This window comes from Natrinema sp. 74 (genome assembly GCF_046097095.1).
Lineage (GTDB): Archaea > Halobacteriota > Halobacteria > Halobacteriales > Natrialbaceae > Natrinema.
Genome location: NZ_CP175698.1, coordinates 1,748,015 through 1,764,726 on the forward strand (window position 1 = coordinate 1,748,015; position 16,712 = coordinate 1,764,726).

14 protein-coding genes are annotated in these 16,712 nt (G+C 64.2%); 7 read left to right on the plus strand and 7 right to left on the minus strand.

The window, feature by feature from the left end; translation table 11 throughout:
• Nucleotides 1-23: 23 nt before the first annotated feature.
• The 4 genes from ACJ70B_RS08720 to ACJ70B_RS08735 all read left to right on the plus strand — a co-directional run bounded on the left by ACJ70B_RS08720 (nucleotide 24) and on the right by ACJ70B_RS08735 (nucleotide 4,488).
• Nucleotides 24-1,145 (plus strand): thiamine ABC transporter substrate binding subunit, encoded by a 1,122-nt coding sequence (locus tag ACJ70B_RS08720; protein ID WP_408960005.1) that lies wholly within the window; start codon nucleotides 24-26, stop codon nucleotides 1,143-1,145.
• A gap of 4 nt (nucleotides 1,146-1,149) precedes the next feature.
• The gene (locus tag ACJ70B_RS08725; protein WP_408960006.1) at nucleotides 1,150-3,063 is read left to right on the plus strand and encodes an ABC transporter permease; all 1,914 of its coding nucleotides are present in this window, start codon (nucleotides 1,150-1,152) and stop codon (nucleotides 3,061-3,063) included.
• On the plus strand, nucleotides 3,060-4,097 hold the full coding sequence (locus tag ACJ70B_RS08730) for an ABC transporter ATP-binding protein (RefSeq protein WP_408960007.1): 1,038 nt from the start codon (nucleotides 3,060-3,062) through the stop codon (nucleotides 4,095-4,097). The genes ACJ70B_RS08725 and ACJ70B_RS08730 overlap by 4 nt, the downstream gene beginning before the upstream one ends.
• A gap of 79 nt (nucleotides 4,098-4,176) precedes the next feature.
• Nucleotides 4,177-4,488, plus strand: a complete 312-nt coding sequence (locus ACJ70B_RS08735) for a carboxypeptidase regulatory-like domain-containing protein (RefSeq protein ID WP_408960008.1) — start codon at nucleotides 4,177-4,179, stop codon at nucleotides 4,486-4,488.
• Between the two features lie 55 nt (nucleotides 4,489-4,543).
• On the opposite strand, the gene ACJ70B_RS08740 is transcribed toward ACJ70B_RS08735, so the two are convergent.
• The gene (locus ACJ70B_RS08740) at nucleotides 4,544-6,460 is read right to left on the minus strand and encodes an SLC13 family permease (protein WP_408960092.1); all 1,917 of its coding nucleotides are present in this window, start codon (nucleotides 6,458-6,460) and stop codon (nucleotides 4,544-4,546) included.
• A 252-nt stretch (nucleotides 6,461-6,712) separates the two neighbouring features.
• On the opposite strand from ACJ70B_RS08740, the gene ACJ70B_RS08745 reads away from it, so the two are divergent.
• Nucleotides 6,713-7,021: a hypothetical protein gene (locus ACJ70B_RS08745; protein WP_408960009.1), complete on the plus strand. Its 309-nt coding sequence runs from the start codon at nucleotides 6,713-6,715 to the stop codon at nucleotides 7,019-7,021.
• A gap of 45 nt (nucleotides 7,022-7,066) precedes the next feature.
• On the opposite strand, the gene ACJ70B_RS08750 is transcribed toward ACJ70B_RS08745, so the two are convergent.
• Complete coding sequence (locus tag ACJ70B_RS08750; protein WP_408960093.1) at nucleotides 7,067-9,436, minus strand: ATP-dependent DNA helicase; 2,370 nt, start codon at nucleotides 9,434-9,436, stop codon at nucleotides 7,067-7,069.
• A 463-nt stretch (nucleotides 9,437-9,899) separates the two neighbouring features.
• On the opposite strand from ACJ70B_RS08750, the gene ACJ70B_RS08755 reads away from it, so the two are divergent.
• Nucleotides 9,900-10,481, plus strand: coding sequence for a DUF1684 domain-containing protein (locus ACJ70B_RS08755; protein WP_408960010.1), 582 nt, complete (start codon nucleotides 9,900-9,902; stop codon nucleotides 10,479-10,481).
• Between the two features lie 231 nt (nucleotides 10,482-10,712).
• Here the strand turns inward: ACJ70B_RS08755 and ACJ70B_RS08760 are convergent, their stop codons facing one another.
• Nucleotides 10,713-11,393 carry a class I SAM-dependent methyltransferase gene (locus tag ACJ70B_RS08760; RefSeq protein WP_408960011.1) on the minus strand — a complete coding sequence of 227 codons (681 nt, stop codon included), beginning with the start codon at nucleotides 11,391-11,393 and terminating at the stop codon, nucleotides 10,713-10,715.
• Nucleotides 11,394-11,747: 354 nt separating this feature from the next.
• On the opposite strand from ACJ70B_RS08760, the gene ACJ70B_RS08765 reads away from it, so the two are divergent.
• On the plus strand, nucleotides 11,748-12,326 hold the full coding sequence (locus ACJ70B_RS08765; RefSeq protein ID WP_408960012.1) for a hypothetical protein: 579 nt from the start codon (nucleotides 11,748-11,750) through the stop codon (nucleotides 12,324-12,326).
• A 92-nt stretch (nucleotides 12,327-12,418) separates the two neighbouring features.
• On the opposite strand, the gene ACJ70B_RS08770 is transcribed toward ACJ70B_RS08765, so the two are convergent.
• From ACJ70B_RS08770 to ACJ70B_RS08785, 4 genes are all read right to left on the minus strand, one after another.
• Nucleotides 12,419-13,201, minus strand: a complete 783-nt coding sequence (locus tag ACJ70B_RS08770; protein WP_408960013.1) for a hypothetical protein — start codon at nucleotides 13,199-13,201, stop codon at nucleotides 12,419-12,421.
• 425 nt (nucleotides 13,202-13,626) lie between these two features.
• Nucleotides 13,627-14,649: a Zn-ribbon containing protein gene (locus ACJ70B_RS08775; RefSeq protein WP_408960014.1), complete on the minus strand. Its 1,023-nt coding sequence runs from the start codon at nucleotides 14,647-14,649 to the stop codon at nucleotides 13,627-13,629.
• Nucleotides 14,649-15,050: a DUF2073 domain-containing protein gene (locus ACJ70B_RS08780; protein WP_408960015.1), complete on the minus strand. Its 402-nt coding sequence runs from the start codon at nucleotides 15,048-15,050 to the stop codon at nucleotides 14,649-14,651. The genes ACJ70B_RS08775 and ACJ70B_RS08780 overlap by 1 nt, the downstream gene beginning before the upstream one ends.
• Nucleotides 15,051-15,054: 4 nt before the next feature.
• A complete protein-coding gene (locus tag ACJ70B_RS08785) occupies nucleotides 15,055-15,693 on the minus strand; it encodes a GTP-binding protein (protein ID WP_408960016.1) in 639 nt (212 codons plus the stop codon).
• Between the last annotated feature and the right edge of the window lie 1,019 nt (nucleotides 15,694-16,712).

The window sequence follows — 16,712 nt, forward strand, 5'->3', positions numbered from 1 at the left end:
CCACCTGGTACAACCACCGCGTAATGAGACGACGGACGTTTATCGGTGCGATGGGTGGGAGCGCGGTCGCCGGATTCGCGGGTTGTCTGACACGCGACGGAGGTAACGAAACGGAGACCGGCGAGAGCGGCGATCCCGAGCCGGACAATCCGGACCTCGAGGGGGAGCTCACGGTCGCGACCTACGACTCGATGGTCAACGGCGACAACCCGGCGGGACCGTGGCTCAAGGAGGCGTTCGAGACGGAGTACTCCGACGCCAAGCTAACGTGGACCGTTCCGAGTCAGGGACTCAACCACTACATCGAGCGAGAACAGCAACACGCCGACCTTGAGGCCGATGTCTATCTCGGGCTCAACGTGGACGACCTCGTCCGGATCGACGACACCCTCGGCGAAGGCGGCCTCCTTCGGAAACTCAACGTCGACCGTATCGACAACTCGGGGCGGATTCGCGACGGACTCGACATGGGTGACCCCCACGGTCGAGTGCTCGCGTACGACACGGGTTACATCTCCCTCGTTTACGACGAGACCGTCGTCGCCGAACCCGAGACGATCGAGGCGCTGACCCAGCCGGCCTACGAGGACGCGCTGCTGGCCCAGAACGCCCAGAGTTCGGACCCCGGGAAGGCGTTCCTCCTGTGGACGATCGACGCCTTCGGCGAGGACGGCTACCTCGAGTACTGGCGCGACCTCGAGGCCAACGGCGTCCGAATCCTCGACGATTGGTCCGAGTCCTACTACGGTGCGTATATGAACGAGGAGCGGCCGATGGTCGTCTCCTACTCGACCGACCAGGTGTACGCCAGCGCGGAAGGGTACGACATGAGCCGCCATCAGATCGCGTTCCCGAACGGTCAGGGGTACGCGAACCCCGAGGGAATGGGGATTTTCGAGCGCGCGTCGGAACTCGACCTCGCCTACGAGTTCCTCGATTTCGCCCTCTCGAGCGAGGCCCAGGCCGTCATCGCCCAGCGCAACGTCCAGTTCCCGGCCGTCGCCTCCGAGCACGTCGACCTGAAAGCGGAGTTCGACCAGTACGCCCACGAGCCGTCGGAGGCGGTGACGGTCGGCTACGAGGCCCTGCAGGGCGAACTCGGCGGCTGGATCGAGGACTGGGCCCGCGAGTTCGCCGGCCAGTAAGACGGTGTCTCGACCGGAAGCGACCGGGTGGACTCCCCGGTTTCGACGCCGCTCGGCGGCCGCTCGCGACTGGCTCGAGGGACACGCGCTCACCCTGACGGCGCTGGCCACGGCGGCGGTTCTCGTCGTCATGCTCTATCTGCCGGTCGGTATCGTCTTCGTCGAGGCCGTGCTCGCAGAGGGACGGCTGACGCTGTCCCACGTCGCTGACGTCCTCACGGACCCGTTCTATGTCGGCGTCCTCGCGGACGTCTTCGCGGAGCCGCTGGCGCTCCGTTCACACCTTTCGGGGCTCGCCGGCTGGATCGCCGCGATTTCGGTGTCGGCCTCGCTCGAGACGCCGGTTCCGGGCCTCGACGTGCCGATACCCTGGCTTCGGGTCGACGTGCCCGCAGTGCGCAAGGGGCTGTTCGGCTTCACGGCCTATCAGGCGACGCTGTCGACGATCGCGAGCGTCGCGCTCGGGCTGCCCGCCGCGGCCGTTCTCGCGAACTACGAGTTTCGAGGCCGGCAGACGATCCGCTCGCTGACGATCCTGCCTTTCGTGCTGCCGGGAATCATGGTCGCTGTCGGGTTCTACGCGATGTTCGGGCGGGCCGGAACGCTCAACGCGTTGTTCGGCTTCGTCGGGCTCGGACCGTTCCCCTTCATCGAGTGGAACCCGCTCGCGATCGTGATCGTCGCCCACGCGTTCTATAACGCGCCGCTTGTGGCCCGCGTCACCGTCGCCGCCTGGGAGTCGGTCGACGCTCGGGCCGTCGAGACCGCACGCGGCCTCGGGGCGAGCCCCCGCCGCGCGTTTCGCGACGTGGTCGTCCCACAGCTCCTGCCGGCCATCCTGACCGGCGCGCTGTTGACCTTCATCTTCACGTTCATGACGTTCCCCATCGTCCTCGCGCTGGGCGGGCTCAAACTGGCGACCGTCGAGGTCTGGATTTACGACCGCGTCCGCCGACTGGCCTACGGCGAGGCAGCCACGCTCGCGGTCCTCGAGACGCTGCTCTCGCTTGCACTCACCTACGCCTACCTCCGGTACGAGTCCGCCCAGGCGGGGCTGGCTCGAGCGTCATCCCCGCCGCCGCGCGAGCCGCTGTTCCCCGACGTTCGGACGGCGCTGTCGCCCCGCCGGCTGGCGATCGTCGGCTACGGGATCGTCGCGCTGGTCGTCTTCGTCGGCCCCGTGGCGAGCCTCGTCGCGGGGAGCGTCACGGACGGCGGCGGGCTCACGCTGGACCACTACGCGTTCCTGCTCGAGCGGCAACTCGAGGGGGCGTCCTATCAAACGCTGCCGTGGACCGCGATCCAGAACTCGCTGCTGTTCGGCGTTGCGACGCTTGCCGTCGCCGTGCCGATGGGCGTGGTCGTCTCGGTCGTGACGACGCGGGCCGGCCGCGGCGGGGCCGTGGTCGACGCCTTGGCGATGCTCCCGCTGGCGGTCAGTGGCGTCGTCTTCGGCATCGGCCTCTTACGGGGGCTGGTCTTCGGGATCCCGCTGCCCGGCGGCTGGCGGTTCCAGCTGACGGGCGCGGGTGCGATCGTCGCCGCCCACGCCGTCGCGGCCTATCCCTTCGTCACGCGCAACGTCTCGCCGCTGCTGTCGACCCTCGATCCCGCGATGGTCGAGTCCGCCCGTGCGCTGGGAGCCTCCCGGTACCGGGCGCTGGTCGACGTGGAACTCCCGCTCGTCGCCAGCGGCATCGTCGCCGGTGCTGCCTTCGCCTTCGCCATCTCGATCGGCGAGTTCTCTTCGACGGTGATTTTGGCCGGGGGCGGCGACACCTACACGATGCCCGTCGCCGTCGAGCGCTACCTCGGTCGCCGCTCTGGCCCCGCGATCGCCATGGGAACGGTGCTGTTGGTCGTCACGGCCGCGAGCTTCGTCGTCGTCGACCGCGTCGGCGGGAGGTTCGAGCGATGACCGACCTCCGACTCGAGGGCGTCTCGAAAGCCTACGACGAGACCGACGCGCTCGAGGACGTCGAACTGACGGTCCGCGACGGGGAATTTTTCACTCTCGTCGGACCCTCGGGCTGCGGGAAGACGACGACGCTCCGCACGATCGCCGGTTTCGAGGAACCGACCGCAGGCAGCGTCCGCTTCGACGCGCGCGAGATGGCCGGCGTCCCCCCCGAACGTCGCGATGTCGGCGTCGTCTTCCAGAGCTACGCGCTCTTTCCGCACATGAGCGTCGCCGAGAACGTCGGCTACGGGCTGCGCTTTCGCGACCCGCCGGACGAGCAGTCGGTCGAAGAACGCATCGACGAGTTGCTCGCGCTGGTCGACCTCGAGGGCATGGGCGACCGGGAGCCCGAACAGCTCTCCGGCGGCCAGCGCCAGCGGGTCGCGCTGGCCCGGGCACTCGCGCCCGCTCCCGATCTCCTCTTGCTCGACGAGCCGATGAGCGCACTCGACGCGCGGCTCCGGAAGTCACTGCGCCGGCAGGTAGCGCGGATTCAGTCCGACCTCGAGATTACGACCGTCTACGTCACCCACGATCAGGCCGAGGCGCTGGCGATTTCAGACCGACTCGCCGTGATGCGCGATGGTCGTATCGAACAGGTCGGCCAGCCCCAGGAAATCTACCGGCAGCCGGCGACTCGGTTCGTCGCCGAGTTCGTCGGTGACAACACCGTCCTCGAAGGCGAAGTGATCGCGAACGGCGAGGACAAGGCTCGCATCGCCGTCGACGATCGGGCGTTCGACGTGCCGGTGCTGCCCGACGGGAGCGAGCGCGCGACCGTCTGTGTGCGACCCGGCGCGCTCTCGCGGACCGCCGATCGCAACCGCATCTCGGTGGCCGTCGAGACGAGCGAGTTCCTCGGTGAGACCGTCCGCGTCCACGGCCGATGGAACGGGCGAGAGATCACGTTACGGCTGGCGGACATCCCCGACGGCGACGAACTCACGATCGGGTTCGCTCCGGAGGACGCACACATCGTCGCACGACGGTGAAGCGGTATCGCTCTGCCGAATCGGGCCGCCGGAACACGAAAGTACTCCCTTTTCGACACCCACCGTGGTATTAATTGGCGTGCAGCACACTCGCCGGCTTCGAATCGACACGCAACCGCACGAAGCGGCGGTCGGGGAAGCGATCGCCGTCCGCGTTCGCGACGACCGGCGGCGGCCGGTCGAGGGGGCCGTCATCGAGACCGGAACGAAAATCGCGCGAACCGACGAACGCGGACTGTGTCGCTTCGATTTCCGCTCGCCCGGCTTCTGGAAACTCGTCGCCGCGAAGTCACCGACCGACCGCGTGGCGTACGCGCCCGCCTCGACGCTCGTTCGCATCGTCCCGAGTCCGTCTCGACGCCGTCCACACCGGCTCGAGAAGTCGCGGTGAGAGCGGGCCGACGAACCCAGAAGAGCGGTCTGAGACCGAACGGGCAAAATCGGAGCTACGCCAGGCCCCAGAAGAACGCGATTCCGAGGACGGTCACGACCGACAGCAACAGCTGTAGCGGCGCGCCGACCCGGACGAAGTCCGAGAACTTGTAGCCGCCGGGGCCGTAGACGAAGAGATTCGTCTGGTAACCGACCGGCGTGAGAAACGCCGTCGAGGCCGCGAACGTGACTGCGAGTACGAACGCGAACGGGTCGGCGTCGATCTGCGTGGCGGTTTCGACTGCGACGGGCAACATCAACACGACGCTCGCGTTGTTGGAGATGACGCCCGTGATGAGACCGGTCGCGAGGTAGAACACCCAGAGCACGCCCAGCGTCGGCAGGAAGGTGCCGGTCGCGGCGACGAGACTGCCAAGCAGATCCGCACCGTGGGTCTGTTCTAAAGCCATCCCGAGCGGGATGATCCCCGCGAGGAGGAAGATCACATCCCACTCGACGGCGTCGTAGATCTCGGTCGGCCGGAGAACGCCCGTCGCGACCATCGCGACAACGCCCGCCAGCGCGGTGACCATGATCGGCAGCGAAAGAGCAGTGAGCCCCTCGAGCGCGCCGATGCCGGTCGCGGCGGCGAGCGCGGAGCCGATCACGCCCCACGGGACGGCGACGAACCCGACGACGCCGGCCATGATCGCCGCCGCGTGCGGGATTTTTTCGGTCCGGTAGTCAGGCTCTTCGGGCTCGTGGGCGACGATGAAGTCGTCGGTTTGCGAGAGGCGGTCGATGCTGTCCGGCGCGGCCTGGACGAGCAGCGTGTCGCCGACGCGGATCCGACGCTCGTCCATGTTGCTCCGGACCGTCTCGCCCCGGCTGCGGAAGGCCAGCACGGTCGCATCGTAGCGCTGGCGAAAGGTCGAGCTCTCGAGGGATTCACCGACGAGAAAGGAGCCCCGCGGGACGACGATCTCGACGAGCGTTCGCTCGGGAACCTCGTCGGGCTCTAACTCCGCGTCCGTCTCGGGGCTCCCGACGAGCGTGACCGTCTCGCGATCGACGAGTTGCTGAACGGTGGCGCGGTCGGCGCGCAACCGGAGCAGATCGCCGGCCCGAATCGTCTTCTGACCGATCGGTTCGATGAACTCCTGTCCGTCGCGGACGACCTGGAGGATGTCCGCGTCGAACTCGACGTGGTCGATGGCGTCCTCGACGGTGGTGCCGACCAGCGGCGAATCGTCGTCGACGGTGACTTCGGTCAGGTACTCCTCGATGGCGTACTCCTGGACGTAGTCCTCTTCGACGGGGACGCGCTCGGGGAGTAGTCGGTGGCCGACGGTCATGAGATAGAGACTGCCGACGACGAGGACGACGATTCCGAGCTTGGTGAACTCGAACATCGAAAAGGGGTGATCGAGCAGGCGTGCGGAGACGTCGCTCGCGAGGATGTTCGTCGAAGTGCCGATCAGCGTGAGCATGCCGCCGAACATCGAGGCGTAGGACAGCGGGATCAAGAGCTTCGATGGCGAGGTCTTTCCTTGGTGTGCGATATCGGAGATGACGGGGACGAGAATGGCGACGACCGGCGTGTTATTGATGAATCCGGAAATAGGGCCGCTGACGCCGATCGTCGCAAACAGCTGTCTGTCGAGATCGTCGCCCGCGAACGCGGACATCTTCCGCCCGATAATCTGGACGACTCCCGTCTGGCTGATCCCCGAACTGAGGATGAGCATCGCCAGCACGGTGATCGTCGCCGAATTCGAGAACCCCGACGTTCCTTCGGTCGTCGAAATGTTGGTGACGTTTATCACCCCGTCGGTCCCCAACACCATGAGCAAGACCATGATGAGGATGGCGGTCACGTCGATCGGCAGCAGTTCGGTCACGAAAAGCACCAGCGCGACGACGATGATCCCGAACACGACCAGCATCTCGGGGGTCACCGCGACCTCGCCGGATTCGGCGGCCAGCGGCATCGAACCGACACCGAACGGGAACAGTCCGGACACAGTTTACACTCCAGATTCTGTAACGATCCCGCTTGAAGCCCCCGGTTCAACGGAGCGGCAGACAGAACTCGACGCTCACGCAGCCACCGCGTTCGACGATCGCCGCGCGACGTTTCGCGAACATATTCGTCTAAATTCTCTCGAGGCAGGAACCGTAGCGGTACTCAAGTTCTATCCCCGGCGAGAGATCGTACGGAGCGACTGAAACGAGACAGACCCATGAACGAATACGCGCTCTCGATCGCGATCGCGAACACGGCGACGGTGCTGACCGGCGGTGCCGTCGCGTTGCTGGCCTACCGCGCGTTTCGCCGGACCGGCTCCACGGCGCTGCGAGCGGTCGCAATCGGTTTCGGTGTCATCGTCGCCGGCTCGGTGCTCGGCGGCGGTTTCCATCTCGTCTGGGACGCGGTGGCTCTTGGCGTCGTCCTCCAGAGCGCGGTGACCGCCCTCGGCTTTGCAATCTTGCTCTACTCGCTGTACGCCGAAACGTCAGACGTGACCGTCACCACGGAGATTCAGCTCTGACTGACAGACCGATACTGACCGCAACCGGCGGTTCGACGCCCGCGACTACGGCGAGCGCCGCGACCGGAACCGCTCTAAGCCGACCTCAAGCATGTCGGGGCTGACGGGCTGGAACTCGCCGTCGTCGGGCAGATAGGGGCGGACGGAGTCCCAGCTGTCGCGGGCGTAGCGCTCGTCGAGCAGGACGCGCACGCCGACGTCCTCGGGGCTGCGGATGACGCGACCGATCGCCTGCCGGGCCTTCCGGACAGCCGGAATCGTCAACGCGTAGGTGAAGCCGTCGCCGAACTCGTCCTCGTAAGCCCGCCGGACCGCCTTCGTTCGCGGGCTCGAGGTGTTGACGATCGGAACGCCACAGACGACCGCCGCGGCCAGTCGGTCGCCGCTGTAGTCGACGCCCTCGGTCAGCGTCCCCCGCAAACTGGTGACGAGCACCTTCCCCTCGCCGGCGAAGAACTCGTCTTTGAGCGACTGGGTGGTCTCGTCGTCGCTGGCGGCGTCGAGCAGGACCGGCTTGTCGATCCGATTCTCGAGGACGCCGGCGGCCCACTCGGCCTCGGCGTAGCTCGGCATCCCGACGAGGACGTTACCCGAGACGCGGGCGACTTTCGCGATGGCGTCCGCGTAGTGGGTTCGGGTCGGGTTCTCCTCGCCCGGCCGGCCGCGGTTGTCGTACGTGAACTTCGGGGCGGCGACCGCGAAGCTCTCGCGATTCTCTGCGGGGAAGTGGAGGCCGTAGCGGCGCTCGACGACCGGCCGGTCTTCTTCACGCGCGAGATACTGGAGGCCCGTGACGTCGGTGAAGGCGTCCATCGGCTCGAGGGTTGCGCTCATCAGGATTCCGCCGCCAAACATGCCGAGTCGGTCGCCGATCGCATCGCTTGGCACGCAGTTGTGCAGCGACAGGCGAGCATTGTACGCCCGCCGCCAGGAGTCGGCGGGTTCGGTGTCGTCCCAGGTACGCTCGAGTTCGATCTCGCGGAAGTAGTCGGTGTGGCCCCGCCGGTACCACTCGCCGAGAACGCGGCCGACGGCTGGCGCGGCGCGGGTGCGGTCCTCGTCCTCGGCCTCGTCGAGAATCCGCGCGACGACGGCACCGACGGCCTCGGCGCGGACCCAGTCGGCGTCGCCGTAGCCGGCCTCGCGGGCCCACTCGGTGAGGTCGTCCTCCGCGGGCATCCCGGGGTCACGAAGCGGGAGTTCGGCGTCCGGGAGGTCGTTCAGGTTCGACTCCCACCCCCTGTGGTTCCGGTCGAGATACGCGGTGACCCGACGGTCGAGTTCGGCTCGGAGGTCGCGGACGAACTCGAGGGTTCGGTTGAGTTCCTCGTAAGAGATGTCGCTGTCCGATAGCTCCGCGCGGACGAGGTCGGCGTCGGCGGTCTTCGAGCCGCCCTGTGCCTGTCGGCCCTCGCGTTCGAATTTGATCGGCTGGATCACCCGCGAGAGCTCGGTTTCGGCGTCTCGGAGCGTCGCATCGGCGACGCCTTCGCTGACCAGATCACGGACGCGAGGCTCGAGCATGTGGGCCTCGTCACAGACGACGAAGGTGGAGTCGTCGAGCAAGGCACCGGTAAAGGAGCCGACGGTTCGAGGATCGAACGCGTGGTAGTAGTTGCCGATGACGACCTCAACCTCACCGAGGGCGGCCCCCATCACGGAGTGGGGGCATGTACCGTGTTTCGCCGAGCGGGCGACGAGGTCCTCGGGCGTGACCATACCGGCGGCCGTGAAGTCGTAGGGGACCGCTTCGGCGGCGGAGCCGTCCTCGTCGTCCGGCAAGTCCTCCAAGTACTGCGCGTAGAACGGGCAGTACTCGGTTTCGGCTCCGACGGGACCGCCCTCGCCGTACTCGGGTAGGTCAGGCGGATACGGCGTCGGTTCACCCGCGGTCTCGAGGAAGGTGCTCGTAGCCTGCGCGCCGCTGTCGGCCAGCCCGATCTGCTGGCTCCGGGCGCGGGCCGCCAGGTTCTGTGCCGTCGTATCGCCGCCCTCGCCGGTGAGGTCGCGGGTGCGGTCTCGCAGCGTCTCACAGCGGTCGTAGACGTTGCCGTCGTCGATCCCCGCCGCATTCTCGCGGTTGTACGGACAGACGTCGGCCTTCCCGACGAGGGTCAGCCCCGAAATCGGGTCCCAGTCGGCGGGCAAGTTCTCGTTTATCGTCTCGAGGTCGGCCTCGAACTGGCGCAGTTGCTGTTTGACGCTCGTCAGCACGAGGACACGCTCGTAGTCGGTGTCCGGATCGCGCACGAGGTCGATCCCCGCCGTGAGCGCGATCATCGTCTTCCCGGTGCCACAGGCCCCTTCGATGACGGTGTAGCCGCCCTCTCGCCCAGTCTCGATGGCGGCCTCGATGCCGTCGATCTGCGGCTCGTAGGGGCTATCGTGGCCGAACACCGTCCGCCAGTTCGTCATTCCTGCCGTACTCATCGTCGGTCGCTCATAGGGTTGACGGACCGAACTGGCCGCGTAATGGTATTTAAACGTCAGCAAGAACGAGTCAGGCGATAGCACGTGACGCTGATCGGGATCAACTGCAGTCTCGACATCAACTGCGGTCTCGAGATTACCTGCGGTGGCGCGCGCTGTGCCGTGACGAGCGAATCGCGAGTCCCGGCACGATCCTGCGCGAGGGACGAGTGAGCGCCGTAAGGCGTGAGCGAGTCGGTTGGGGAGGACGTGAAATCCCTCGTGTCCACGTGAGCAGAATGCTCTGCGATTACATCACCGCCTTATTTCCACGATCACACCACTGACCAACCCCCACGATTACATCACCGTCTCAGACAGCGCAACTGGGATCTACCAGACGGCACGTCTGAACGAACCGAGCTGAGCGGAACGTAACGCCTTCCCCTCCCGACGCCCTATCCCCGCCATGAGCGATACCGAATCTATCGACGTCGACCGCTGGCGCGACGAACTCGAGACGAAACGAGCCGAGAAAGACGAGTTCTTCGCCGACCACCCGCAGTCGCCGATCCCGCCCGAGGAACGCGACGCCTTCGACGGCCTCGACTACTTTGCGCCGGACCCAACCTACCGCGTGACCGCGACCGCGACGGTCCACGACGACCCCGACGTCGTCCTGATGGACACTACCGCAGGTCGCGAGATGCGCTACCGCCGCGTCGTGACCCTCGAGTTCGACCTCTCCCGCGATGACGACGACCTCGAGGACGGGACGTTCGAACTCGCAGGCTACGAGCAGGAGAGTCCGGGCGAACAGCCGCTGTTCGTACCGTTCCGAGACAAGACGACCGGCCAGCAGACCTACGAGGGCGGACGATACATGGAACTCGCGCCGGAGGATGAACTTTCAGACGGAGACGAGATCGTCGTCGACTTCAATCTCGCGTACTCCCCGTTCTGTGCCTACAGCGATACCTTCGACTGCCCGCTCCCGCCGGAGGAAAACTGGCTCGAGGTGGCCGTTCCGGCCGGCGAGCGGTTCGAGTAACGACTACGCGACGGCTGGCCGTCGAAGGGCCGAGAGCGACTCGGGAGAGCAACATATCGATACCCGTGATTTTCACTGACACCACCGGAGCGTTTCGACTCGAGTCAGCGGGCTCGACACGGGCTGTCCCGGGTGATTTAGCTCCTCGAGTGGAAATCAGGGGGTTCGAAGCGTCGGAACGGAGTCGACCGACGAACGCGGGTCACAAGGTGATGAAGAGTCGCCGCCCCGTCAGGGCGCGACGCCGACGGTGAGTAACGTGCCAAACTCCCGGTACCGTTCGACCATCGCGTCACGGGTGTCCCACTCCTCGAGTGGGAACTCGGCTTCGGCGGGGATCGCGATCTCTCGGTCGGGAATATTGTCCTGTTCGGCGACGTGGAGGCCGGCGTCGCGGAAGGCCTCGCGGTACTGCCGGCGGTCCCAGCGGGTCATCTCGACGGAGATGAACTCCTGCCACTCGTGAGAGTGGACGTTCTCCTCGTAGTAGTTGACAGCACAGTAGAAGGTGCCGCCGGGCCGGAGCACGCGGGCGATCTCGCGGAGCGTCTCGTGGGGGTCTGCGGCGTAATAGAAGGCTTCCATCGACCAGATATGGTCGATCGAGTTGTCTGCGAACGGTAGCGAGTCGAAGTCGCCAACGACGTAGCCGACGGGACCGTCGTCCGTATACTCCGCGGCGTTGCGGGCCATCTCGGGTGACCCATCGAGGCCGTAGACCCGGCCGGCGTCTTTGGTATCGCGGAGTGCTCGTCCGGCGTAACCACTACCGCAGCCGAGATCAAGGACGGTGTCGCCGGGTTCGACGGGGAGTCGCGCCAGCGCGTGTTTGGCGGTGTGCCAGTGGCGCTCCTCCATCCCCTTATCTCGGCCGCTCGTTGCCCAGTCGTCGAACTCCTCGCGGACGCTCATGATCGATGGGTAGGCCCCCAGAACTAAACGCGTTCGCATGCGATCCGTGTGCCCGTTCTCGGTCTCGAGTCGTCCGGCGACGGCCGGCCGTCACTGCGTCGGCCGGTCCGATCGAACGATGACGACCGTTCTCATTGCTTTGGGAACCGGCGACAGATTCTTTAGGCTGGCCTAAATTATAACGGGTGAAGGGTCGCACTGACCGACATCCGTGGGCATCCGGATCTCGGTCTGACTCGGTGAGTCGTACTGTCCCAACCCGACCCGCTTCAGACCCTTCCTCCGCGTTCGACATCGAATGCGACGAGATACATCCGCACCATTAAGGGATTGCCGAAAGTTGTTCACGGCAGTATGGAGTACACACTCGAAATCGACGGGACACCCGAAACCGTACCGGGTGGGACCGGCATTCTCCTCCTCCATCCGAGCACCGGTGAAACGGACCGCATCGACACTGAATTCCTCAAAACGGACACCGACAACTTCCTCGTTATCTCCACGCGAACCACCGCTCGAGAAGTCAGACAGAAACTCGAACACTACGACGTCGACGAAGAGCGCGCCGAGATCCTGGACACCTTGAGCATCGAACGCGGCTACTCTCGGCGCTCCTCAGACACCGTCCACTACGTCGCTGCCCCCGACGATATCGACGGCATCGTCGAGCACATCGACGGCTTCCTCGACGAACACGACGGCAAACTCCGCGTTAGTTTCGACTCCGTGACCGAACTCGCTTACTACGCCGGCGAAGATAAGGCGCTCGAGGCCGTCGAGCGAATTCTCGCGTTGCTCGTAGACCACGACGCCGTCGGCCTCTTTCACCTCTCGGAGGAGCCACACGACGAGGCGACCGTTGACGAGTTCCGCGCGCTGTTCGACGGCGTGGTCGATTTAGACGAAGACGGCAGTGTCGACGCCGAGTTCTGAACACGAGCGTTGTGGATCCGTTCCCGTCAGAAAATTGCACGTGCCGAGACGATACTCCAGTCGAAACGAAGGGCCAGCAAGCCGACGCTGGCTCACTCCTCGAGCGAGTCGAACGTCTTCTCGGCCCAGCGGATCGCGTACTCGGGCCCGTGATCCAGATACGCATCGGTGTCGAGCGCGGCGAAGGGGGCCGGCAACTCGATCGCGTGTTTGATCGCCGCACAGGCGAGTTCCGTCGCGTCCGCGAAGTCGGTGTCACCGCGTGCGACGGCACGTGAGAGATCGGTGACGCGATCCTCGAGTCTGCTCCCGGCGTCCTGCCAGGCGTCGGCGAGTTCCGGGTGATCGCCACGCCAGTCCGCAAATACCTCGCGGGTCTGGAGGCCGACCCAGCCGTCGTAGAGCGCGGCGGCGACCTGATAAGTGCCGTTCGGATCGAGTGAGACCGCGCGATCGAGATCGCGGTAGGTCTCCCCGAAGAACCCGATGAAGTGTTCGGGCACGTCGAGGCCCAACTGGACGAACGCCTCGGCGAGTAGAAAATCAACGAACGGCTCGGGCGAGCCCTCGACGCGCGGCTTCACGATGACTACCGGCGGATCGGTCTGGCGAGTCCAGGCGATACTGCCGTCGCCCGGCATCCCGATCGTGAGATCCGACCCTGCATAGCGAGCGAGCAGGGTCGGCACATCGTCAGGAAGCCAGGCCGCGGGATAGGTCGTCGGCTCGAGCGCATCGACGAGCAGGCCGAGATCCTCGGCCTGTGCCGGCGGGAGCGTCTCGAAATCGCGGTCACAATCGACGACGCGAGCGGCCGGCGCGTGTGCCTCCCGGACGGCCGCGACCCGGTCCGAGAGCGCGCGGGCCTCGAACATCAGGCGAAGGCGGTCTGGAAGACGAGGAGAATCGACAGCAGCGCCGATACAGCGACCGTGGTGAGAACGACCTTGGTTGCAGTACTCATATGCGAGGCGTCGTCTCCGTGTCGCTTAAATCCATCTGTCTCCGGCCGTCCGCGTCTGCTCAAGGGGTCTCACGAAGCACGAGCCGTTCGGACCGAGAGCCGAACTCGATTCGAGTTTACTCCGTTCGAGCGCGAACGGCAGTCGTCGCGTCGACGGTGATCGTCGCACCACCATTGTTTCGTGTGGACTCAGTTTCGGACTCAAGATGAATCGATGAGACATGGAATGGGAAATTGCAGCCGAAACGGACCGGTGGTGTATAGCGATTCGGAACGGTCGATCGACGAGAGGTGAAGAACCGATTTACGTAGGCGATCGAGAGGGTGGCCGTCGAGTTAATCGTCGCCGTCGTCACCACGCCACGAGTCGGGGACGTCGATCACGTAGCGACCGTCCTCTTGCAGCGAGATGATGTATTCGTCGCGGTTGTAGAGTTCCATCAGATTGAGTTCGTACTGTCCCGGCCGAACGATCTTGATGCTCTCGAACTGCTCGTTGAGTTCCGCACGGAGCTCTTCGATCGATGGGCGATCGCCACTCGGTTCGCTGACGACGCGGCCGTGTTCCGGTGGGGAATCGTCGCCCGGCGTCGCCGTGGCGGACATGTCACGATCGTCCGTGTAGCCACTCGCCTCGTGTGCCGTCTCTCGCCGCTCGGGATCGGCAGCGCGAGGCGGAAGGTCATCGGACGGGACGACCTCGCTGCGAGCGTCGGCCTGTGCCGAATTCTCGTCGTCCGCGAGCGTGGCAGCGGGATGCTCGCCGTCCGTGGACGCGGCGGCGGCCCCCTCGGCCCGTTCGACATCCGAACCGGCGTCGTGATCCTCGTAATCATCGTGATCGGCGCGATCGGACTCGGTCGACTCGCTCGAGTCTGCCGTCCGATCTTCGGGTCGTCGCGCCGTCTCGGGCCACTCGTCGAACTCCCCGCCGGTCGGTGATTCTCGCTCGACGGTGTCGGAGTTCGCACTCGAAGGGCGAGAGCCGTCGGACCTCGAGACCGTCGTCCCCGCCGATTGTGACTGATTGGTGCCGTCGACATCGTCGGACGGTTGGTCCGAAGAACGAGACGAAACGAACTCGCGAACGGTCTCTGCGGCCCGCGTCGTAACGCTGTCCGACTCGGCGGTAGCGGTTCGGGCTCCGCTGGTGTCCTCGTCCGACTCGGCTGTATTGACGGATTCAGTCTCGGTAGGAGCGACCGAACCGGAACCACCGCCCTCATCGAACGATTCGGCTGCGGCCGTTGTGCTCGGCGCGAACTGGAACTTGTTCCCGCCGCAGTCGGGACAACCTGACAGCATCTCTTTCGAGCCGTCGGCAAACGTCCGGCCGCAGTTCGTACACTGATGAGGCATTAATTGCGGGACACGAGCGCGCTGATGAGCGTTTCGTCCTTGTGGAGCGTTTCGATCTGGTTGGCCGGCCCGATCACCGTGAGTTTCGTTTCCGCCGTATTGTTGCCCATGATGCGGCCGAGTATCGACGAGTCGCTGGTGTCGGACTTGGGATAGGTCTCGATCTCGATGCCGTTGAACTCGTCGGGACTGATCTCTGCCATCGTCACCTCGATGAGTCGGCTCTCCTCGTCGGGGGTCAACCCCTCCTCGAGGACGACGATGTTGCCGTCGTGGACGCCATCCAAGATCATTCGAATCTTTTCCATCGTCGCCATGCCGTCCATGCGTTCACCGCTGATCAGGTCGATCTGTACGCCATCCGACGGGTCCGAATCGTCCGCGTTAGTTGCTTTCGGCATGGTATCACCCGAAGTACTCCGCGATCTTGTCGTATACTTCGTCCATGTTGTCACCTTCCTTCGCAGAAAGAGGAACGGTCGTGTGCTGTGGGAAGGCGTCCTCGATCCGCTTGACGCTGGATTCGTCGAGGTCGATCTTGTTCGCGAAGATGAGAACCGGGAGATCGCGAGATTCAATGATACCGATCAGCATCGTGTTGACCTGCGTGATCGGATCCTCTGCGCTATCTAAGACATAGACAACGCCGTCGACGTCTTCTCGAAGCCAGTGCATCGCCTCGGCGACGCCTTCGGTCGCTTCGCGAGAGCGACGGATGGCGTCGTCTTCGTCCAGTTCGTCCGTGAACTCTTCGTAGTCGACTTTGGTCGTCACGCCGGGCGTGTCGACGATATCGATGGTCACCGTCTTGCCGTTGCGTTCGATCTCGACGTTTTCTTTCCTGCGTGCGCGACGCGTCTCGTGTGGGATACGACTCTCCGCGCCCACGGCGTCACCCGTCCAATCACGTGCGATGCGGTTTGCGAGCGTCGTCTTGCCGGCGTTTGGCGGACCGTAGATACCGATTCGTTTGGGCTCCTGTTCCGAAAACAGGCGATCCGTGACCCGAGAGATACTATCTTTGAGTTCTGTGAACAGTCCCATCTGTGGGGGCCTCCAGCACCGCGGGGTGCATCTGCGCGTACTACTAACTGAACCCACTTAAGCCTACGTCAGACATGTATACAGTCCGAGGAGACGGAATTATTCACGTACACGATCGTTCGGAACAGTCGAAGCAATCGGTACGAAATGACATATTTTATTATTTGTGGCTCGAGCGACGGGCCGGAGCACGTATCCAGTTAGAACGCAAGTGAAGCTCGAAGAGATCAGGGACTGTGTCGGCATGGCACGCCAAGGAGAGCCACCGAAAGCGGGTATCATTCAAGAGCGAGAATCATGTGAGAGTGAGAGTTGTGCGAAAGTGAGTACCACGTGGAAAAGAGAGCCATGAGGGTACCGGTAACATGCTATGCCGGTGGTGATCGAGATAGTCGGGCACCCCCCACCCCTTCGTTTCAACTGGAGAGTGCTGAGGTGAGCGGCGGGTGACGGCACTACTGAATCGAAAGAGAGTGGGTATTGACCCCCAAATTCCGTCTGAGTCGCCGATTTGGGCGGTCTTACTGGTGATTACGGCTAAACGAACTGCTCTAGTAATATCTGGAAATATCTAGTAAGGTGAGATAGCTCGAGGCGTACGTCTAGCAGACACTAGCAAGAAAAAGCAACATCTAGTAGAAATCTTTGTCTTGCTAGTTCTACGGATACTGTTTTTCACCCATGGTGGTAAATGTTCCTGTTTTCAAACCCCCTCTCAACCCCACCCCTCCCTTTCAGCCGTTCCACCTGAAACGAAGGGGTGGGGGGGGTCACGGAATCCTCCGTCGATCCTTCGCCCTGTGACCACATCCCGTGACCACAAGTGTCCTGATCGGTCGGCTCAAAGCATCACCGCTCTTCACAAGATCAATCCTCAAAGAAAATGATGTCTTATAGATAGATGCTCTTGCTGACGTGTACTATGTGTGCTGTGCTTTGGTTCGTATACTTGTTCACCATTCATTCATTTCCAATTCGAATTGCCGAGAACAATTTACCGACAACGGTTATCGCACTCC